Here is a 20426-nt window from a genome sequence, read left to right as displayed (position 1 = left end):
AACGTGAAAATATGCCGGACTAATGGCCGGCTTAGCACAAGCGTATTTAAATTTTTGCTTTCACTCACATTCAAAAATTATAAGGTTAAAAAGCTTTTGATTAAGCTCTTATCCTTGCCTTAAAAATTACCCTCCTATCCAGAGAGCAAAATTTGAAAAATGCCAAAAATAAAAAGAATGCAAATTTAAGCGTCCTCTCCAAGCTCCTCTACTGGTAATTTCATTCTTGAAACAGTAACCAAGATCAATATGCCCAATAATGGCATGAATGCTAGTTCTCCAAGTGCTAATGTCTCACTTTGCCTTGCAAGTGCTTCCGTTATAGAGGGAGCCACTGCATTAGCTGAATTGGATATTAACCCCAATGCAAAGGAAGCTCTTGGATATATGCTCCTAGGATATGTAGCAGGAGCAGACGTCCAAAAAGCTGGTCCTGTTCCTTGGAGTGCCCCTATAAGCCATACTGAAGCCAAAGCTAAAGAGTAACTTCCATCAAGCATGGCTTTGGAGTAAATCACCAAGCCCACAAAAGATATTGCATAAGAGAGTATCATCACATGTACAATCGCGTTGAAAAGTCCTCTGGCAGTAGTGTTCCTTTTAGAAAGCTGAAATCCGACAAAGCCCATAATTATTGACCAAAGAGCCTTTGAAATATTCAAGGTCGTGCTTAAGTTTGCCACCTGGCTTTTGTTCCATCCAAGCGCATAAGCTAGAGATGATGAGAACCCAATTATTGTGAAAATCACCCACAGGGCAGGGAAAAACGTGAGTCCAAGTACCCAAGTAAATTTCATGCTCCAAATGTTAATTTTTGTACTTTTCTCGCTTTTATGGACTATCTCAAAGTCTTCCGTAAATAACCACCATACTAAAAGAACAGCATACATTACAACAACAGTCACTAAAAATGCTGATTTCCAACCAAGAGCGTTTACCAAATATTTAGCACTCATTGAACCAAAAACACCGCCCCAAAATATTCCAGAGAGAATTATACCTTTAGCAAATGGTCTCTCAGCCACGAAGTAGTTAGCTATCTGCGTACTAAACAGAGGCACTAAACTCACGACAAAACCTTGGATAAACCTTAGAGCCACCACTAGATACCAATTTCCAACATAAGGAATCAAAGCTTGCGGTATTGCAGCAAAACTAAGTGCTATAGCAACACTCCTCTTAAAACTCCCCTCATAAAGTTTTGTGTGACCTAAAAGAAAGGCTATAAAGAGACCAAAGACATAGGCCACATGTTGAAGATCATAAGCCTCTCCACTTATTCCAAAGTGAGATATTATATCAGGCTTAGCTACACTCATCATACTCAGAGTTCCAAATCCGGCTGTCATTACAAGTGTATTCAGGATTACAGACTTCCAACGTTTCATTTTATCACCTCACGACTTTCTGATGAGCAACACAAAGGAGACAAGGATTACACCATCCCTACTGAACAAGTTTAAATTTAAAAATCTTTTCACACGAACAAATCTTAAGAAAAAGAGGATAAAGAAAACTCAACCAATTTGGAAGGCTGTACTTCTAAGTTCTCCTCTTTCAAACCGGTGTGGGTCGTACCAGTTCCAATCTAAAGGTACTTTTGTCTTTCCTTTAACTATGAGATCTGCCATTGCCTCTCCCACACCGGGTGCCATCATGAAACCATGGCCACTGAAACCAGCAGCAATATAAAAGCCACTTATATGATGTATTTTGCCTATTGCAGGGTTGCTGTCAGGAGTCTTTGCATAAAAACCTGCCCACTGTCTTAATATGTGCACATATTTAAGTGCCGGGATTATACGAGTGGCCCATTTGAGCACTCCTCTCAGAAAGTCGTAAGTGGGTGTCATGTCATAAGTGGGGCCGTGCTCTATTCCTGTTCCACAAAGAACTCCTCCATCTTCCCCATCTTGAATTACATAAGAATCATTCCATGCTGGTGGACACACTAAGGGTTCAATTTGCCCTTCCTTAAGAGGTTCAGTCTTCACAAGTTGATGTTTGTAGGGTTTTATTGGGATGAATTCCTTACCCAAACCGGCCATTTCATTTATTATTGGGGCCCATGCGTTAGCTGCATTTACTATTACATCCGCTTTTATAACACCCCTGTTAGTTTTTACTCCCCGAACTTCTTTATTCTCAACGATGACATCGGTTACTTCTGTGTATTCATAAATCTCAGCACCCAACTCCCTAGCCTTTTTTGCAAAGGCAAAAACCGTTTTAAATGGATTAGCCTTTCCATCTGTAGGATTCCATTGACCTGCCAAGAATTCATCAGCGTTTAGTAAGGGCACTATTTCTTTCGCTTCTTCCGGTGTTATAAGCCTCGTGGGAACACCAAACTTATTGTGAAGTTCTATATTTTGCTTAAAAGCTTCAACTTCTTCCTCTGTTGTGGCGAGGAAAAGATACCCAGTTTGCTTGAAATTCACATCATATTCTAGCTCTTCACTTAACCGTTTCCATCTTTCAACGTTATATTTTTGAAGCATTATGTTGGCTTCATCAGTGAATTGCTGTCTAATTCCAGTGGCACATCTAAACGTGGATCCACTCCCTAAGTACCCTTTTTCTATAAGAACAACGTCAACACCAAGTTTGGCAAGATGATAAGCTATTGATGTACCAGTGCTTCCTCCACCTATAACAATAACTTCTGCTTTACTCTTCATCCATCTCACCCACCAAAACTCCTGCTGGAACGGGTCTAATTGGAATTCTCGTTGCAGGAAGCTTTATCTCATCTGGACTTTTACCGGTTTTCCTTGCTAATATACTGATAACCATTGGAAGACAAGTTCTCCCTTGACATGGCCCCATGCCTATTCTGAGAAGCCTTTTTATCATTTCAATGTCCTCAACCCCCTGTTCAATGAGGGCTTCAATTTCTTCCACAGTTACCTCATTACACCTGCAGATTATCTTCTCGCCTTTTTCGTTCATTCTCTCACCACCTTTACAGCCCTAACGTCCCAAGCTAATTCGAGGGGCATCTCTACAGTTATTATTGGTGTATCTCCCTTGCTCTTCTCTCTTGGAATCACTGTTACAACCTTTCCTTTTCCAACCTCTTCTCCAATCCTATTTAGGAGAACAACCTCCTCTCCAACTTGCGGGACTGGAAGAACTTCATGAGGCATTGTCACTTTTGCTTTCTCTCCAATGTAGTGAACCATGAAAAATGCCAATCCCGGACAAATCTGCACACAAAGAGAACAGCCGATGCATTTTTCATAATCAACAACAGGAACAGCGTTTGGATGTTCCATGAGAACAGCGTTTGTAGGACAAATCTCCGCACACGGAGTACACGGGATTTCCTGCGGGCACTCTGGAATTGCTACTGGTCTTTGCCTTAATCTCTCTTCACTCGGCAACCCCACATACTCTTTCAACTCTTCAACGCTTAGAAATCCTTCTTTTAGATAGTGAGGGATTTCACTCATTCTACCACCACCTTCTTGAGACCTTCAAGAACTTTACTTCCAAATGGACCGCTTCTGAACTCTTCAAGCTCTTTCTGAGCTTTTTCTATTTCTTTGAGCCACTCAGGAGAGGCTACCCCTGCACCTAAAGCTGCCCCAATTCCTGCTATCTTTCCTTCGAGCATTGCCGTTGTAGCTTCTTCAATACCTGCAGAGTCTCCAGCAACAAAGATCCCCCTTATAGTTGTCTCCATCCTTGAGTCTCTAATTACTACGTGTCCTCCAAGTTCTGGGACATACTTAATTTGGCATCCAACTTGGTGTAAAAGTTCTATACTTGGCCTTAATCCCACAGCTAAAGCGATTACATCAACTTCAAAGGCCCTCTCTGTTCCAGGAATAACTTTCCAGTTCTCATCAAGCTGAGCTACAATTGCCCTTTCCACTTTTTCTTTGCCCTCAGCTCTAAGGATTGTGTGTCTTGTCAATATCGGAATACCAAGCCGTCTAATCTTAGCTGCATGAACAAAATATCCTCCTACTTTGGGCATTGCTTCAACTATTGCCTCAACCTTCACTCCCGCTTGATATAATTGGTAAGCCAAGATAAGCCCAACATTACCAGCCCCAACAATTAAGACTTTATCCCCCGGTTTTACCCCATAAGTGTTCATAAGTGTTTGAATTGCACCAGCCCCATATACTCCTGGTAAATCGTTATTCTCAAACGGAATCATCCTTTCCATTGCTCCTGTTGCAACCACAACTGCTTTTCCTTTAAACTCAATGAGTTCTTTGTTCTTTCTGACCCCAACTACCAGCTTTTCCTCTCCCTCTTGAAGAAGCATTATAGCAGAAGTTTCTAAGAAAAGCTCAATGTTCCGTTTTCTCAGTTCTTCTTCAAGTATGTCAGCTATTTTAATTCCTCTAACTCCAGCAAACTGTTCCCTCTTTCCAAAAAACTTATGAGTTTGTTTAACCAGCTGACCACCAAGCATTGGATTCTCATCTAATAGAACTACTTTTGCCCCAGCGTCCTGTGCATGAATAGCAGCCATCATTCCAGCCGGGCCACCACCTACCACAATAACATCCGCCTCAATTCTAGGCGGTTCTTTCCATTTTGGCGGCTTTTTAGTTTTGGGTAGTAGCGGTTTTTCTTCCTGCATTTCTATTTGCATTCCATCCTCGACGAGAGTTATACATGTCCTGACATTTGGGATACCATTAACCTTCATTAGACAAGAAGAACATTTTCCAATCGCACAGAACAATCCTCGAGGTCTGTGTTTTTTTGTTGAGTATTGGAATGTTCTTATCCCTGCAGCGTGGAGCGCCATGGCAATTGTTTCACCCTCATAGGCCTTTATTGGTGTCCCCTCAAAGTAGATAGTTACTTCCTTTCCTCGAACTTTTTCAAAATTCAAAATAGGATGTTCACTAAGGCGCATGAAATTTCACCAATGTAAAATAAAGAGCCCTCCACTTTAAAGGTTTTTTCATAAAAATGTTATTCACCTTTGGTTTAAACTAAGAACAGATGAAAGTCAAAGAGTTGTAGGATTTTTAAAATTTCTACTGCCCTTAGAACGAAATGGAATAAAAATAAAGTTTACAAAAATCAACCCATTTGTAAGGCTTTTTGTCTTAGTTCTCCTCTTTCAAAACGATATGGATCATACCACTCTACAGGCAAACTAGCCTTGCCTTTAGTAATTAAATCTGCTACCATCTCACCCACTGCTGGTCCCATCATGAAGCCATGACCACTAAAGCCAGCTGCAATGTAATAGTCGTTTATCTCCTCTATCTTGCCTATTGCGGGATTACTATCAGGGGTTTTTGCATAATATCCAGCCCACGTTCTCAGTATTAGCAGTTCTCTCAAAGAGGGAATTATCTTAGAAAGATACGTTGTAACCTCACGGAGAAATCCATAGGAGGGTGTCAGATTATATGTCGGTCCAACTTCGTATCCTATCCCTCCAATTATTCCTCCATGATCAGTTTGAGTTAGGTAGGAATCTTTGTATTTGAAAGAAATTACCATTGGATTTATTGCATTCTTCTTTATAGGTTGGGTAATTATTGCCTGATGCCTATAAGGCTCAATTGGAATTCTTATTGGAAGCTTTATCATTGCATTAATGAGTTTTGACCATGCATTTGTGGCATTGATAACTATTCCTGTCTTAATAACACCGTTGTTTGTTTTTACCGCTTTAATCTCATTATCTGCAATAATTATATCCTTGACCTCAGTATATTCCAATATCCTGGCACCCATCTCTTGAGCATGAAGAGCAAATGCCGTTGTAGCATGGAAGGGATCTGCCTTTCCATCAGTAGGATTCCACGAAGCCGCTATAATCTCACTTGTATCTAGAAGCGGGACTATTTCTTTTGCTTCTTCTGGTGTTATAAGCTTTGTAGGAACACCAAATCTGTTTTGGATAGAGATATTCTCTCTAAATTGTTCAACTTCTTCCTCATTATAGAGCAAAAATAAATAACCCGTCTGTTTAAAGGAGAAACCATATTCCTCACTATATTTCTTCCAGAGTTCTACAGAGCGCTTCATAACCTGGACATTAGCCTCGTCATTGAATTGTTGTCGTATCCCTGTTCCACATCTAAAAGTGGAACCAGAACCAATGAATCTTTTTTCAATGACAGTTACTTCCTCACCTCGTTTAGCAAGCTCGTGAGCAATAGCAATTCCCGTTATTCCTCCTCCAATTACAACTATATCACTATTCATACTATCATCCCTCCTTCGCAAGGGCTTTCACTCTCACATTCTTAAGTGGAGGTCTCGCAACCGGGAGATCTATTGTGCTCATTTCTTTCCCTGTTCTCTGACTAACAAGAATAGCCCCATTGAAAAGACAAAATCTTCCCTGACAGAAGCCCATTGCCAGATGAGTGAGTCTCTTTACTATCTGGAGATCAGTGATTCCTTGTTTCACAACATCATCAACTTTTTTCAGATCCACATCACAACCACATATCTGCACATCCTTTAGATCCATGGCTTTAAAGTCAACGTGAAGTGGTGGTAAAGCTTCGGGTTCATACTTCTCTAGCTTTTCCCTGTATACAGCAGGTGTGCTCTTATAGTTAAACTCCTTTAAGATGTACGCCCCAACAAGCCTTCCTTCGAGATAGTTAGCATAGTGTGGTTTTATGCCTGTTACACTTCCAGCAACATAAATCCCTTCTCTTATGCGGTTTTGTTCATCAATAACAGGAACATAGTATCCCCACTTAAACGTGAGTTTTCCTCCAGCCTGTGTCACAGGGTTGATGTCAGGTATCCTATAATCACTCATTATAACTGCATCTACTTCGTAAACGTTGTTATTCATGTCAATAAGTCGTTCAACACCTTCTTCCCCCTCAATCCGCTTTGGATTAGGTACTACCACGTATTCAATACCCCACTTTTCCAGCTCTGGAATTACCCTCTCAGGTCTCCTCCCAACAATGGCTACCTTCCTGCCTGGAGCAACTCCCCATTTATTCATTACTTCAAGAGCAAAATCAAGCCTAAACACTCCTGGAAAATCGTTGTTTTCAAAGAGAAGTATGTTCTCAACAGCACCAGTGGCTAAAATTACTTTTTTTGCCATTATCTCAATTAATTGACCTTTTTTAACAGCAGGTACTAAAAAGTATTCTCCCTCATCAAAAACTCCAAGGGAGATTGTACCTTTGAAAACTTTTACATTTTCATTAAATTTTGAAGTAAGCTCATCAATAACTTCCCTAGGAGATCCATCAAACCCTTCCTGGGTAATTCCCTTAAGAGACATTGCCCCTCCAAGCCAGCCTCTTTCCTCTATTATTGCAACTGTTAAATGCTCCTGAAGTTCTAATACTGCACCAATTCCTGCCATTCCCCCACCAATCACTGCAACATCAACAACTTCTTGAATAGTCTCCTTGTTCTCACCAATCTCCACAACTTCTTGAAATTCACCATAGTTTTGTCTCTCTATTCGCATCCCATCCCTCACAGCAGTCTTTCTTCCATTCATATTTTTGACGCCATTAATTACTACTGGAAGAGGACCAAAGGTGAATGCTCCTCTTTTTCTTCCTTGTAAGCTTGTAGTTATCCAGTAAATCCTATTAGCAAGCAAAGCAACTGGCAGTTTCTCCCCATCATAAGCATCTAGCACTTTTCCCTCAAAATATATTGTGATCCTTTTAGAAGAGTCTTTCTCATAAAGATCTAATGGCCGCATTTTATCACCCGGGTATACATTTTTCTCAGTCCGTTTATGTATGTAAAATATTTAAACCTTTTGTTTAAACAAAAAGGTGTTAAACCTTTTATTGAAGTTTCAGAAATTTTGATAGCCTACAGACAAAGGAACTTTGCAAAGAGTATTTATACCAAAAACACAAAAATAGAAAAACGGTGACTACTATGTTGCTTCTTAGCAGAAACGACCTGAAGAAAGTCCTGTCTATGAGAGAAGCTATAGATGCAGTAGAAAAAGCATTTCTTGAGTTTTATCATGAAAGGGCAGATGTCCCCTTAAGAACAATAATAGAAATCGAAAAACACAATGGCTTTTTATTATACATGCCAAGCTACCTAAAAGAGAGTGAGGCCTTGGCAATTAAGGTAGTCTCTCTGTATGCCCAAAACCCCAAAAAAGGCCTTCCCAGTGTATTAGCAACTATCCTGCTCAACGATCCCGAAACTGGAAAACCTTTAGCACTTATGGAAGGGACTTATATAACTGCAATGAGAACTGGAGCTGCTAGTGGAGTCGCCACAAAATACCTTGCAAGAAAAGATGCAAAAACTGTAGGAATAATTGGTGCTGGAGTACAAGCAAGAACACAGCTGTGGGCCATTTGTGAAGTCAGGGAGATAGAAGAAGCCCTAGTATATGACTTAAATGAGAATAGGGCCAAGGCTTTTGCTGAGGAAATGTCAAACAAACTTGGAATAGAAATACTTACTGCCTCAAATCCCAAAGAGGTTGCTAAAAATGTTGACATCCTCATTGTTGCTACCACCGCAACCAGACCTGTTATCAATGGAGAATGGATTCAAAATGGAACTCATATAAACTCTATTGGATGGATGGGCAAAGATGCCCGTGAGCTTGATTCAGGGACTGTGAAAAGATCTAAATTAGTTGTGGACTCTAGAGAAGGAGTACTGAGTGAATCAGGAGATATACTTATCCCTATACAAGAGGGAATAATCGATGAAACACATGTATATGCAGAATTAGGGGAACTCGTGGCTGGAGTTAAGGCAGGACGAGAACATGAAGAAGAAATAACGCTCTTTAAGAGTGTGGGACTTGCAATAGAAGACGCCATTACAGCCAAATTGGCCTATGAGAAAGCATTGAAATTAGGAGTTGGTACAGAAGTGACGCTTTAGCAACAGTTATATACTTTTTTGTTTTTTCTAACACATGGGTGAACACTTGTGTTCGCGAAACACATTCTTTATGTCGTTGATACCCATACAGAGGGAGAACCTACAAGGATATTGCTCTCAGGAGTGAATGTAAAAGGAGAGGACATCATAGAAAAAAGGAAATACTTCAAAGAGAATTATGACTGGATAAGAACTGCTTTACTTCACGAACCCAGAGGTCATGGGGATCAATTTGGAGCTGTTTTAGTGCCTTCTGAGATAGCCGATTTCGGAGTTATATACATGGATACTGCTGGTTATTTGGACATGTGTGGTCATGCTACAATGGGAATTGCAACAGCGTTAGTAGAGCTGGGAATTATTGAACCAAATGAGCCATATACGAGTATAAAACTTGAAACACCTGCAGGGTTGGTAGAAGCAAAGACAAGAGTAGAAAACGGAGTAGTCAAAGAAGTTACCGTTGTAGATGTACCTAGCTTCCACGTAGGAGAGTTTGAAATTGAATATCCCAAAATTGGAAAAATAAATGTAGATGTGGCTTTTGGTGGAAACTTCTATGTGATAGCAAATGCCAAAGATCTGGGTCTTAGAGTTAGAAAAGATTACATAAACAAACTCATACCAGCTGCGTTAAAGTTGATTGAGGTGGCAAACAATCAGATAGAGGTTCATCATCCAAGAAAAGGTGTTCAAAATAGAATAAACCTTGCAATGCTAACCGATGAACCAGAAAGAGAAGGCTCCAACGGGAAAAATGTGGTTATATGGGGAGAGGGAAGTGTGGATAGAAGTCCCTGCGGAACTGGAAGCGCTTCAAGAGTGGCCACTCTATATTCAAAAGGTGTGCTAAAAGAGGGAGATATTTTCATCCATGAGAGTATACTTGGAACCCAATTCAAGATTAAGATTGTAGGAACAACAAAAATAGGTGATTACACTGCAATAATACCTGAGATTACTGGAAGTGCATACATTACAAAAATTTCCCAAGACATAATCTCCAAAAACGACCCATTATGGAAAGGATTTTTATTAAAATAAAAAATAGAAATCAAGAAGCCTGGGCCTTTTCCTTTTCTTTTTGGAGTGCCAGTTTAACAAAATATAACGTTAGGCCCCAATAGAATCCAAGCACTACTATCATTGAGATTATCACTGATCCCTCCATTCACGCTCCCTCCTCTGCAAGTCTTGCCTCTATCTTGGGCATGAGCATCTTGTTAACCAGCACATAGAGAACTATGGCTGCTAAGATCCATTGGAATATTACTGTTCCAGCGCTGAATACCTCGGTAGGCTTCCACCATGTTTCTGGATACCAGGAGATTGATTGCTTAAGCCACCATAGCATGACGACTATGATGCTCAGTGGGGAGACATAACCAATCATTATGTCCCACCACTTGCCGATCTTAATATCGGAACCTCTGTTAGCAGTTTCTCTGTTCTTCTCTAAGCCAGTCTTGAGCATGATGAATGAAATCACAATTGCACTAACTAGCAAACCAACACCCCAAGCCCAATCTTGGTTGTTGAGCCAGTTGATGCTAATTGCTGCTGGAACTCCAGCAATCAAACCAATGATAGCAACGTATGTAGCAGCTTTCTTCCTTGGGAGTCCAAAATCCACCATGTTCTTCACAAAGACGTCTGTAATTGCAATTTGTGATGTGAACGCTGCAAAGAACAATGCCAAGTAGAAGAGTGTTCCTATTGCAAAGCCTGCTGGCACCTTGGGGAAGAGCTCAGTCAACCAAATGAATGTCAATCCAACGTTACCCTCTGCGTACACCTTGAATGGATCAAGTCCAATGAGGGGTGCGGTAACTGCTACTGTGGTGATTACAGCCAAACCACCCAAGAGTGCTGCACTTGTATCACCAAATCCTGTAATGTGGGAGTTAAGGTTAATATCGTCATTCTTCTTTAGATATGATGAATACGTCAGATAGATACCCCATCCAGCTCCAGTGCTCCACAACACCTGACTATATGCCTGAAGCCATGCTTCTGCATTAGAGAGTTTTGTGGTGTCAAATTTGAACATATATGTGAGTCCAACATCTGAACCTGGCATTGTGATGGCCCTTATAATAACCACAATGAGGAAGAGTATCAATGATGGAACCATGAAACTGGCGACTTTCTCTATTCTCTTAACACCTACTGCCATTATGTACCATGTGAATATCCAAACAAGCAATGTGAAGAACAATGGCTGCCATCCACCAATGAATGCGTTCCACGTTTCTAAACCTTTTCCTGGAGCATAGCTTGCATAAAGTCCTGTTAATCCTTTAACAAAGTATGCCAGTGCCCAACCATTAACAACGGCATAATAGAACATTATAGCGATATTAATCCATGCTACCCATGCTCCAAGCCATGCATATTTCTTCCCGGCGTATTTTGCAAATCCTATAATGGTACTCTTTCCAGTTTCTCTACCAATGATACCTTCTGCAATAAGCAGTGGGATCGCTACTGTAAACAGTGCAATGCTGTACGGAATCAAAAATGCACCGCCACCATACATTGCCATCATTCTTGGAAAACGCCATATGTTACCGCTGCCGACCATTGCACCTATAATAGCAAAAATAAAACCCAACCTAGTACCCCAGTGTTCACCAGTTTCTACTCTTTCCATATTAAAATCCCCCAAAGAGGTTTATAAATAAGTACTACAATGCCCCATAGAGGGCAATATATAGCATTAATATGTGAGCAGTACTCATATTTATACTTTTCTGATTATTTACACACATTATTGAGACAATTTTGATACAATTTTGTAAGACAAATAAAATTACTCTTTTCTTTTGAAGATTTATCCTTTTGAGAACCAATATCTTCCCTGCTCTGAAGAGCAAGGGTTTCAAAAGAAAAGTGAAACAGAGAGGTAATAATTATAATTATCTCGCATGAACTTCCACTATATCTCCATCCTCCAACACATGTTCTGCTCCGACTCTCTGTCCAGGGAACTTCGCACTCTTTCCCCATACTCTAGCATATTTAAAGTTTTTAGCAAAGTCTTTATGAATTCTTTCTGCTACATCCAGAACGGTTGAACCTTTTTTAAGAGCAATAGGGGGATATGCTGGATCTTCTCCTGGGGACTTGGTGAAAACCCGAATTATATCAGCTAGTTGATACAACTCCTCTTTTAATATCTCAATATTTGCCTTCTTTTTAGCGGAAACAGGTACTATCTTAAATCTATCATTATACGTCTTAATAAGCTTTTCATAGTTCTCTTTACTTCCTGGAGCATCCCCTTTGTTTGCTATTATTATTGCCTTTCTCCACACAAGGCTCTCATCAAGAGCATCTGAAAAGTCCTCGAGTGTGACTGGTTCTTTTACTGTAATCTCTGCACTGTGAATACCCTCTTCTCTAAGCATTTTCATGACTTCAGAGACATCTCCTTGTATCAAATGCTGTCCATTTATGATGATGCCTCCCATAGGCATCCTCTTTATATCCACTTTTGGCCTTCTTTTGTTCACTTTTATTCCAGCACGCTCAAACTCCTTTAAGATTACCTCCATCTGCCTCAGGGGATCTTGGGAGAGATCTACAACTATCGCAATAGCATCTGCATTCCTTATAACACTTAAAAGTTGTGTTCCCATACCTTTGCCTAATGCAGCCCCTTCAATCAAGCCTGGAACTTCAACAAGCTGGATTTGAACGTCTTTATGATTCATCATGCCTGGAATAGGCTCAACTGTTGTGAATGGATAATCAGCCACATCTATATCCACATTGGCCAAGGCCTTTAGAAGTGAAGACTTACCAACATTAGGTAAACCTGCAAAGACTATCTGAGCTGCACCTTCTTTTTTAACGCTAAATGAATAACCTCCACCCTTTCTCTGACTTTGCTGTTTTTCAAGTTCTTTTCTAAGTTCTGATATTTTACGTTTGATTTGAAGCCTGAGCTTCTCAGTTCCCTTGTGCTTTGGTACCGTAGCATACATCTTTTCAAGAGCCTTAATTTTCTCCGGTATACTTTTTGCTTGTCGGTATTCCTCTTCTGCTGCTAAGTACTCTGCTGTTACGTTTGTTGGCATTTTTATTCACCTCTTCCTCTCTCGCCGTTTAAAGGTTATAGAAGATTTTTATAAATTTATGGTTAGGGGGTTATCATCAACTTTATATACTATCTCGAAAAATTTTTGGACGGTGAGAATATGAAAGGGATTTTGGATGATATTGATAAAGAAATCCTAAAAGTGCTCCAAAAAAACAGTCGTACTCCTTTGAGAGAGATTTCTAAGCGAGTTGGTTTAGCCGAGTCAACTGTATACGAGCGAATCAAAAAGTTAAAGGAAAAGGGAATAATAAAGAGGTTCACAATCATTCCCGATCCAGAGTCGCTTGGTTTTAACTTATTGGCCTTCATCCTCATCAAGGCTAGAGCTGGGAAATACGCAGATGTTGCAAAAAAGCTTGTCACTTACCCTGAAATTGTAGAGATATATGAAACCACGGGAGATTACGATATGATACTCAAAATACGAACTAGAAATAGTACAGAGCTCAATGATTTTCTTAACAAAATCGGAGAGATAGATGGTGTTGTAGCAACACATACAATGGTGGTATTAAAGGTCCACAAAGAAACCCCAGAACTTCCGCTTTAACTTTAAATTTTCCCCTCTTCATAAAGCCTGTGATACGCTTTTAAAAGTGAATTTTTAACTCTTTTTGGACCATATCTTCTCACAGCACTCTTTAAACCCTCAGAATAGATTTTTTTAATAATTAAGTCAACATCTGCAGAGTCTTTTAATTTACTTTTAATGTATAATTTGGCTATTTCCACTGGTTCTCTGTAATTAAGCCCCTTCAGCCATTTTAGAGGAATACCCTCATCAAACTTTTTAAGAATGTCAAAATGAATTATTGTCACTTCGTCATCTCCATGAAGTTCCCCATAAATTTTATTTAATGCCTTTACCAACTCTTTGACATCCTTAAAGCCATCCTTTTTAGCATCCTCTATCGTGAGCTCTTTAACCTTCTTTTTCTCCACGTTTGTTATTCTAACTTTCGCAATTACTGTGTCACTGGGGGTTATTGCAAGATAAACTTCACTCCCGGGCTTTGCCTCATAATTTCCAAATCTAATAGTTGTTTTCTTCTTCCCATTGAGTATCTTTGACTTGTAAGAATTATCCACCAGCATGAACTTCCTTATTTGAACCATTTTCAAGCACCTCTACAACCTGCGGAAGTTCTAGGAGGTCATTGATCTTAAAGTCTGCATACTCTTCATATTCAAGCTCCTTATGAGCATATTTCCCATAGCGGAACCATATTGTATACATGCCCACTCTTTTGGCCCCAAAGATATCAGAGTAAAGCCTATCTCCCACCATGACGGCCTCGTCAGCGTTTACACGAAAGATCTTCAAAGCTTTTTGATAGATCTTTGGATGAGGCTTTTTAACCCCTTCAAAATCTGATACTACAACATTCTCAAAGAAATCATCCAAATCGAGTCTCAAAACCTTTTCCCATTGTTTTATTGGATTGCCATCTGTTATTATCCCTAGTCTATATCCCATCTCTCTGAGTTTTATAAGAGCCTTTCTGGCATTTTTAACTTCCCTAAGATGGGCAAATTTTGTATTATGATAAGCTATTACTCCTGCAGCTACCCATTTAGGGTTATACCTTAGATCGAATCTTCGCAGAAGATAATCAAAATGATGAGGGAAGTTGCTCCCATATTCGCTTATAAGTTCCATTAGTTCATTATAAGCAGTTTCAAAGTCAATAGGAAAACCATGTTGAATCATATTGTCTATTGCATTCTTCCTAGCGAGTTCAGCCAAACGTGATGTATCCACAAGAGTATCATCCAAATCAAAAAATATGACCTTTACCATATTCATCCCCATCCAATAAAAAGGTGAGAAGTATTTTAACTTTTTCCAATGTCCAAGTAGAAGGTTTTCATTTTCTTTTGCTCTTCTTTTAGCCTTCTAAAGTACTCATCTTCTCGGATGAGTTCTTTGAGAAGGTCTTCCAGCATCCAAGATAGGGATGTCGGTGTTGTGGTGGCAAAAATTATCTCCTTAATGCCTAACGACCGGACTCTCCCTATAACCTCCTTTACACTCTCATTTGGAATGTCATGCATTATAATGAACTTCCTCCAATGCCAGTTTCCACTACCCTCAAAAGAGGGGGCTTTTTCAACTACTTCTTCAATTATCCAATCTCTGCAGTATTCAGGAACTTCATAAACCTCAAATTCATCTAACATCTCCTTAATCCTAGAAAACTCTTCCTTTTCAAATCCTATCACAAGTATCATACAACCACCTAACATTTTTTGTTCTTCAAACAAACTTTAACCTTCCTTAAAAGAAGCCTCATAATTTCGCCGGCATTTCCCTTTAGGAACAAGTCTGCTATTGGAGTTATTCCACTTTCCTTAAGGTTGATTTCTATTACGTATCCCCCACTATCTTTGACAATGTAGGGAATATATGCAGCTGGAAAAACTTGTCCACTTGTCCCTATAACAAGACAAATATCGGCCCGTTCGGCGAGTTTAAACGCTTTTTGAAGAGTTTCTTGAGGTAGAGATTCTCCAAACCACACCACATCAGGGCGAATAAATGATCCACATTTTGGACATTTTGGGATCCTTCTTTCCATCAAGAACTCATCAAGCTTCCTAGTTTCTAACAAATTTTCTTTATACTCACAGTTGGAGCATTTGACAGAGTAAATGTTCCCATGTAACTCTATAACAGTCTTAGTTCCTGCCATCTTATGAAGATTATCTATGTTCTGAGTTATAACTGCCTTTAAGATTCCCATATTCTCAAGTTCTGTCAAAGTTAAGTGTGCTGGATTTGGTCTCACATTTTTCATAAGCTGCATCCGCATTTTATAAAATTCCCATACCCGTCCAGGGTTTCGTTTGAAAGCCTCTGGAGTAGCCACATCTTCAATTTTATATTTCTCCCATAGACCTCCTTTGTCTCTGAAGGTAGGAACACCACTTTCAGCACTTATTCCTGCTCCTGTAAAAGCTATTAAAAAACGAGAGTGAGTAATGAGTTTTGCTGCCTCTTCTATCATATGGCATCGCCTTTAATTCTCCCTTGAAATTTTTAAAGGTATTCCAACGGCAAGATTTAAATTACATTGATGTAAATATCACATGCAAAAAAGTACTGGGGTGATACTATGAGCTACCAGATGTATAAAGATAAAGTATTGGAATTTATTGATGGCCATGAAAACTGGAGGAGCTCCACAATAAACTTGATTGCAAGTGAGAATATAACCTCTCCAAGTGTTACAAGAGCCGTGGCAAGCGGTTTTATGCATAAGTATGCTGAAGGATGGCCAAAACAAAGATACTATCAAGGATGTAAGTATGTTGATGAAGTTGAGCTTATAGGTGTCGACCTCTTCTGTAAACTATTCCAGAGCGATTTTGCCGATTTGAGACCAATTTCTGGAACCAACGCTAACCAGGCTGCATTCTTTGGACTTACCCAAGCTGGAGATAAAGCAATAGTCCTCCACACTTCTCATGGTGGACACATAAGCCATATGCCTTTTGGAGCTGCTGGTATGAGGGGATTAGAAGTACATACCTGGCCTTTCGATAATGAGGAATTTAACATTGATGTTGACAAAGCAGCCCAAATGATTAGAGAGCTTGAGCCAAAGATAGTCGTGTTTGGTGGTTCACTATTCCCATTCCCACACCCAGTTAAAGAACTAGCTCCAGTTGCTAAAGAGGTTGGAGCTTATGTTATGTATGATGCCGCCCACGTCTTGGGATTAATCGGTGGAGGAAAGTTCCAAGACCCACTTAGAGAGGGGGCAGATGTTATAACTTCATCAACCCACAAAACATTCCCAGGACCACAAGGTGGTGTTATACTCTACAAGGATCTTGGTGAAGACACAGCCAAGCTCCAGTGGGCAATCTTCCCTGGCGTCCTAAGCAACCACCACTTGCACCACATGGCTGGAAAAGTTATCACAGCTGCAGAAATGCTTGAATTCGGTAAAGCTTATGCGGAGCAAATTGTCAAGAACGCAAAGGCCCTAGCTGAAGCAATGGCAGAAGAAGGGTTCAAAGTCATTGGGGAGGACAAAGGTTATACCGAAAGCCACCAGGTCATTGTTGATGTTAGTGAGCTCCACGAAGCAGGTGGCGGATGGGCCGCTCCACTATTGGAAGAGGCTGGCATAATCCTCAACAAGAACCTTCTCCCATGGGACCCACTTGAAAAGGTCAACACTCCAAGCGGTCTAAGAATTGGTGTTCAAGAGATGACAAGAGTTGGAATGATGGAAGACGATATAAAGGAGATAGCAAGATTCATGAGAAGAGTCCTTCTTGATAAGGAAGATCCAAAGAAAGTCGAAAAGGACGTCTTCGAGTTCAGAAAGCAATTCCAGAAGGTTTACTACTCCTTCGACTATGGCCTACCAATGAAAGAGTGATTTTCTCTCTTTTCCTTTAGTTTTAATTTGGAGTTGAAGCCTAAAATTTATGATGTTGTGACGCTATCTCTCATAATAGATGGTAACTATGAAAAGGACTATTTACATAGCACTTTTGTTACTTATAATTGCATCTACTTATCTAATTATTTCGTCTAAGGATACACAGGGATACAATCAAAAAATCCTTCCCTGTGAAATTCCTCCAGAACCTTTAAGGCCTGCCTCTAATCATTCCTTCTTCTGTTGCCCTGGAAAAGTAGGATACTGGATAAGTGCAGGTTACAAACCCCCAAGAAAAATAGTTGGATTTGAAGCTCAGGATGTGCCTCCAAATTATAATGGAACAGTAATTTTTGTCATTTATAAGAAAATTAAGGACGGCTGGAAGATTTTATACACCGAAAATGACTGGCATGCTGAATTCATCCTCCCCCCTGATCAGAACGTTACTTATGCTCTTTCTGTGTATGTTTTTGATGAGAATTGTAGTCTGATTGATAGCTTATACTCCACAGTCTTTGTCCCAATTCAAGATTTTCGTGCAGAAATGCATCTTAATAAGGAGATCTACAACTCGGGGGAAACCGCAACACTAACAGTTAAAAATATAGGCAAAGTACCAATACTACTAGGAAACCCATATGAGATCTATAGATTTGAAAATGGAAGCTGGAAAAAGGTTAAACTGGGAATGGCTTTTACTCTCGAGGGCCATGAACTTATGCCAGGAAAATCTTGGACTCAGGAAATTAGGTTAGTGTATCTTGATGGGGATTGGAATCCACATCCCTTATCCCCTGGAAAATATAAGATAGTAAAAAATGTGATGGGAATAGGAGTAGAGGAGACACTAACACTCGAACTAGAGTTTGAGATTAAGGGATAGTCACGTATATCTTACTTCCATTTACCTCTATGTCAAAGTTCTTGCTTAGGAAGGGTGCTCCAGATATTACGACTTCCTTTGGCTCTCCAGAGAGGAAAATTTCAACTTCTTGAGGCTTTCCATAATAAAAACCTTCTACTTCAACTCTCTGGCCCTGCCATCCTATTATCATAATCTTGAATGGAAAAGCAAAGCCATTTGTGTCCACTAAGGTGAATTTTAAGGTGTAATTGGCATCAGTTTTCATAATCTCGACATTTTCCAATGTGAGATTTGGCAGTGCAGGCTTTGTTGTCCATGTTTTCCATATCAAGAGCACTTTATCGTCTCCAAATTTCTCAGCTAGAAGTTTTACAAAGTCTTCAAAGTCAGCTTCTTTGAAGAGTGTTTTCTTAGAAAATTCTCTTAGAGTCTCTTTGAAAGCTTCTTCCCCTGTGTGGGTGTAGAGGAGATAAAATGTTAAGAAACCCTTGTATACCATTGAATTCTTCATCCATAGTCTATCACTGTAGAAGTATTTATAGCTCTCAACAAGTGGGTATCCAGATTCGGGAAAATCACGTAAATCTGCCTTATAACGATATACTGCACTCTCTTTGTAATCCTTAAGCTTATCTAGCCGAACTGCTTCCAACAGTGGGGATAGGCCTCTTAACACCCAGATATCACCTGGCTTTATTTTTACACTATCAAACCAACTATGATAGAGCCCCACTACAAAATACCGCTCATGATATCCCCACCAGGGTCTATAAACAAGCAAATCTCTTGACCAGTAAATGTTTTCTTTAATACCTTCCTCTGTATAAACAACCTTAAATTGGGACGTTGGAACTTCGAACCATTCTTTTATGTATCTAAAAGCACTCAAGGCTTGTTTAAACACTGTTGATGGAGTCTCTACACCTCCAGTATAGTAAAATTCGACGGATGTTCCATTAACAAAGCCTTTAAAGCTCTTAAACTTACCCGTTGCAAGGAATACATCCTGACTGGGTAGTGTTGTTGCAAAAGCTACATTTTGACTTTTTACTTCAATTTTTCCTTGGGGGAGATATTGGCCCACAGGCTGAGGGAATAAATGAGCATTGCCAATAAGAGTCATGTTGGGGATTATAAACTTTCCAGAAAGTGCATAATGAATATCCTCATCATACGTTAATGGTTGAATGCTGTAGTTTCCGATATAAGATATTTCATAAGTCTCTCTCTGTTCATAGGGAAGCAGAAAAGAAAAACTTTGCAAATATTGAGTGCTCATTCCTCTTATATTGAGATAGACGCTTTTGACAAAGAATGGGTAGTATTTCTTTAGGTAGCTCACTTTAATACTCTCATTTGCCAAGAAAAACGCCTTTTCTTCTTCAAGAACAACTGTCAAGTTTATGTCCTTAATTTCAAGTAACCCATCTATTATCCCCCCACCCCAAAACCACTCAACAAACCTTTCATATTCCCCCTTAACGTTGGGTAGCTCTCTTATTATTTTAGAAGGACTATCACTCTCAAGAAGCTTCAAAACTTCTTCAACCCCATATCTATGCACAAGAAAACCCACAAAATCAATTATGTTGTCCTTGTAATCCATGACCTCATCGATATTCTGACTATCAGCTAGGGAAAGAAGTTCCTCAAAAGATACATCTTTGAGGTCATCTGCTCCTCTAAAGTAAAAATCACCCAAAAACGGAAATACAAAGGTCAATCCGTTTACTTTTCCAGTTAAATACGCTATCAAAGCACTTTCCACTCTGTAGTAGTTAAAACTCTTTGTATCCATCTCAATAAAGGTAAATATCTTGTTTCCCTCAATATACCATGGAAGTTCTGTTGGATAATCAAACTTTAACTCCACTTCACTTGGATAAATATAGAGTTCAATCTTTTCTGAAGTTTTTCCAAAAGCTTTTGAGTAACTTTCGTAAACATAGTCAATCCCTACTAGAAGATACCTGATGTTGAAATTAAATCCCTCTTCCTTAATTTTTGGATAATAAATCGTAAAATATCTGGTTTCATTTCTAAGCCAAGTGGAGTAGAGATCTTTCTCGGATGTTTCTAGAATAGGAACTGAGGAGTTTGTCGTTAATGTCTCCTTCTTGCCTATGCACATACTTGAGAAAAACAATAAAGCAATTACAAAAATTACTTTTAGGTGTTTTTGCATGAATAACACCCCATATAATATTCT

19 protein-coding genes are annotated in these 20426 nt (G+C 39.6%); 5 read left to right on the top strand and 14 right to left on the bottom strand.

Annotated elements, in window-relative coordinates; translation table 11 throughout:
• Positions 1 to 185: 185 nt before the first annotated feature.
• From K1720_RS06345 to K1720_RS06315, 7 genes are all read right to left on the bottom strand, one after another.
• Entirely contained in the window at positions 186 to 1388 is a 1203-nt protein-coding gene (locus K1720_RS06345) for an MFS transporter (RefSeq protein WP_251947758.1), read from the bottom strand.
• Positions 1389 to 1517: 129 nt separating this feature from the next.
• Positions 1518 to 2681: an NAD(P)/FAD-dependent oxidoreductase gene (locus K1720_RS06340; RefSeq protein WP_251947756.1), complete on the bottom strand. Its 1164-nt coding sequence runs from the start codon at positions 2679 to 2681 to the stop codon at positions 1518 to 1520.
• Complete coding sequence (locus tag K1720_RS06335; RefSeq protein ID WP_015848924.1) at positions 2671 to 2952, bottom strand: (2Fe-2S)-binding protein; 282 nt, start codon at positions 2950 to 2952, stop codon at positions 2671 to 2673. The genes K1720_RS06340 and K1720_RS06335 overlap by 11 nt, the downstream gene beginning before the upstream one ends.
• A complete protein-coding gene (locus K1720_RS06330; RefSeq protein WP_251947754.1) occupies positions 2949 to 3455 on the bottom strand; it encodes a 4Fe-4S binding protein in 507 nt (168 codons plus the stop codon). Before K1720_RS06330 ends, K1720_RS06335 begins: the two co-directional genes overlap by 4 nt.
• A complete protein-coding gene (locus tag K1720_RS06325) occupies positions 3452 to 4885 on the bottom strand; it encodes an FAD-dependent oxidoreductase (protein ID WP_251947753.1) in 1434 nt (477 codons plus the stop codon). The genes K1720_RS06330 and K1720_RS06325 overlap by 4 nt, the downstream gene beginning before the upstream one ends.
• Before the next feature lie 170 nt (positions 4886 to 5055).
• Entirely contained in the window at positions 5056 to 6195 is a 1140-nt protein-coding gene (locus K1720_RS06320) for an NAD(P)/FAD-dependent oxidoreductase (protein WP_251947751.1), read from the bottom strand.
• A 4-nt stretch (positions 6196 to 6199) separates the two neighbouring features.
• Positions 6200 to 7684, bottom strand: coding sequence for an FAD-dependent oxidoreductase (locus tag K1720_RS06315; protein ID WP_251947749.1), 1485 nt, complete (start codon positions 7682 to 7684; stop codon positions 6200 to 6202).
• Between the two features lie 185 nt (positions 7685 to 7869).
• On the opposite strand from K1720_RS06315, the gene K1720_RS06310 reads away from it, so the two are divergent.
• Positions 7870 to 8847: an ornithine cyclodeaminase family protein gene (locus tag K1720_RS06310; RefSeq protein ID WP_251947747.1), complete on the top strand. Its 978-nt coding sequence runs from the start codon at positions 7870 to 7872 to the stop codon at positions 8845 to 8847.
• 48 nt (positions 8848 to 8895) lie between these two features.
• Positions 8896 to 9891 carry a proline racemase family protein gene (locus tag K1720_RS06305; RefSeq protein ID WP_251947745.1) on the top strand — a complete coding sequence of 332 codons (996 nt, stop codon included), beginning with the start codon at positions 8896 to 8898 and terminating at the stop codon, positions 9889 to 9891.
• 127 nt (positions 9892 to 10018) lie between these two features.
• Here K1720_RS06305 and K1720_RS06300 read toward each other — a convergent pair whose 3' ends face one another.
• Together K1720_RS06300 and K1720_RS06295 are read right to left on the bottom strand one after the other, a co-directional pair.
• Positions 10019 to 11500, bottom strand: coding sequence for a sodium-dependent transporter (locus K1720_RS06300; RefSeq protein WP_055282847.1), 1482 nt, complete (start codon positions 11498 to 11500; stop codon positions 10019 to 10021).
• A gap of 265 nt (positions 11501 to 11765) precedes the next feature.
• Complete coding sequence (locus tag K1720_RS06295) at positions 11766 to 12929, bottom strand: OBG GTPase family GTP-binding protein (protein WP_251947743.1); 1164 nt, start codon at positions 12927 to 12929, stop codon at positions 11766 to 11768.
• 120 nt (positions 12930 to 13049) lie between these two features.
• Here K1720_RS06295 and K1720_RS06290 point away from each other — a divergent pair, with 120 nt between their 5' ends.
• On the top strand, positions 13050 to 13502 hold the full coding sequence (locus tag K1720_RS06290; RefSeq protein WP_055282851.1) for an Lrp/AsnC family transcriptional regulator: 453 nt from the start codon (positions 13050 to 13052) through the stop codon (positions 13500 to 13502).
• Between the two features lie 2 nt (positions 13503 to 13504).
• Here the strand turns inward: K1720_RS06290 and K1720_RS06285 are convergent, their stop codons facing one another.
• Genes K1720_RS06285 through cobB form a run of 4 tightly spaced genes read right to left on the bottom strand, consistent with a single transcriptional unit; the run spans position 13505 to position 15960 of the window.
• A complete protein-coding gene (locus tag K1720_RS06285) occupies positions 13505 to 14068 on the bottom strand; it encodes an ASCH domain-containing protein (RefSeq protein WP_251947741.1) in 564 nt (187 codons plus the stop codon).
• Positions 14034 to 14759 (bottom strand): TIGR02253 family HAD-type hydrolase, encoded by a 726-nt coding sequence (locus K1720_RS06280; RefSeq protein WP_251947739.1) that lies wholly within the window; start codon positions 14757 to 14759, stop codon positions 14034 to 14036. The genes K1720_RS06285 and K1720_RS06280 overlap by 35 nt, the downstream gene beginning before the upstream one ends.
• A gap of 29 nt (positions 14760 to 14788) precedes the next feature.
• Positions 14789 to 15184 carry a DUF3783 domain-containing protein gene (locus tag K1720_RS06275; protein ID WP_251947738.1) on the bottom strand — a complete coding sequence of 132 codons (396 nt, stop codon included), beginning with the start codon at positions 15182 to 15184 and terminating at the stop codon, positions 14789 to 14791.
• A gap of 8 nt (positions 15185 to 15192) precedes the next feature.
• A complete protein-coding gene (gene cobB / locus K1720_RS06270) occupies positions 15193 to 15960 on the bottom strand; it encodes an NAD-dependent protein deacetylase (protein ID WP_251947735.1) in 768 nt (255 codons plus the stop codon).
• Positions 15961 to 16068: 108 nt separating this feature from the next.
• Here cobB and glyA point away from each other — a divergent pair, with 108 nt between their 5' ends.
• Positions 16069 to 17346 (top strand): serine hydroxymethyltransferase, encoded by a 1278-nt coding sequence (gene glyA, locus K1720_RS06265; RefSeq protein ID WP_251947734.1) that lies wholly within the window; start codon positions 16069 to 16071, stop codon positions 17344 to 17346.
• Between the two features lie 79 nt (positions 17347 to 17425).
• Positions 17426 to 18235 carry an immunoglobulin-like domain-containing protein gene (locus K1720_RS06260; protein WP_251947732.1) on the top strand — a complete coding sequence of 270 codons (810 nt, stop codon included), beginning with the start codon at positions 17426 to 17428 and terminating at the stop codon, positions 18233 to 18235.
• On the opposite strand, the gene K1720_RS06255 is transcribed toward K1720_RS06260, so the two are convergent.
• Complete coding sequence (locus tag K1720_RS06255) at positions 18225 to 20402, bottom strand: M1 aminopeptidase family protein (protein ID WP_251947730.1); 2178 nt, start codon at positions 20400 to 20402, stop codon at positions 18225 to 18227. The two genes, K1720_RS06260 and K1720_RS06255, sit on opposite strands and share 11 nt — an antisense overlap.
• Between the last annotated feature and the right edge of the window lie 24 nt (positions 20403 to 20426).

It is taken from the genome of Thermococcus argininiproducens (genome assembly GCF_023746595.1).
In the GTDB taxonomy this organism is placed as follows: domain Archaea; phylum Methanobacteriota_B; class Thermococci; order Thermococcales; family Thermococcaceae; genus Thermococcus_A; species Thermococcus_A argininiproducens.
Note: the sequence above shows the minus strand (reverse complement) of the source record. Positions and strands in the feature narration are given on the sequence as shown.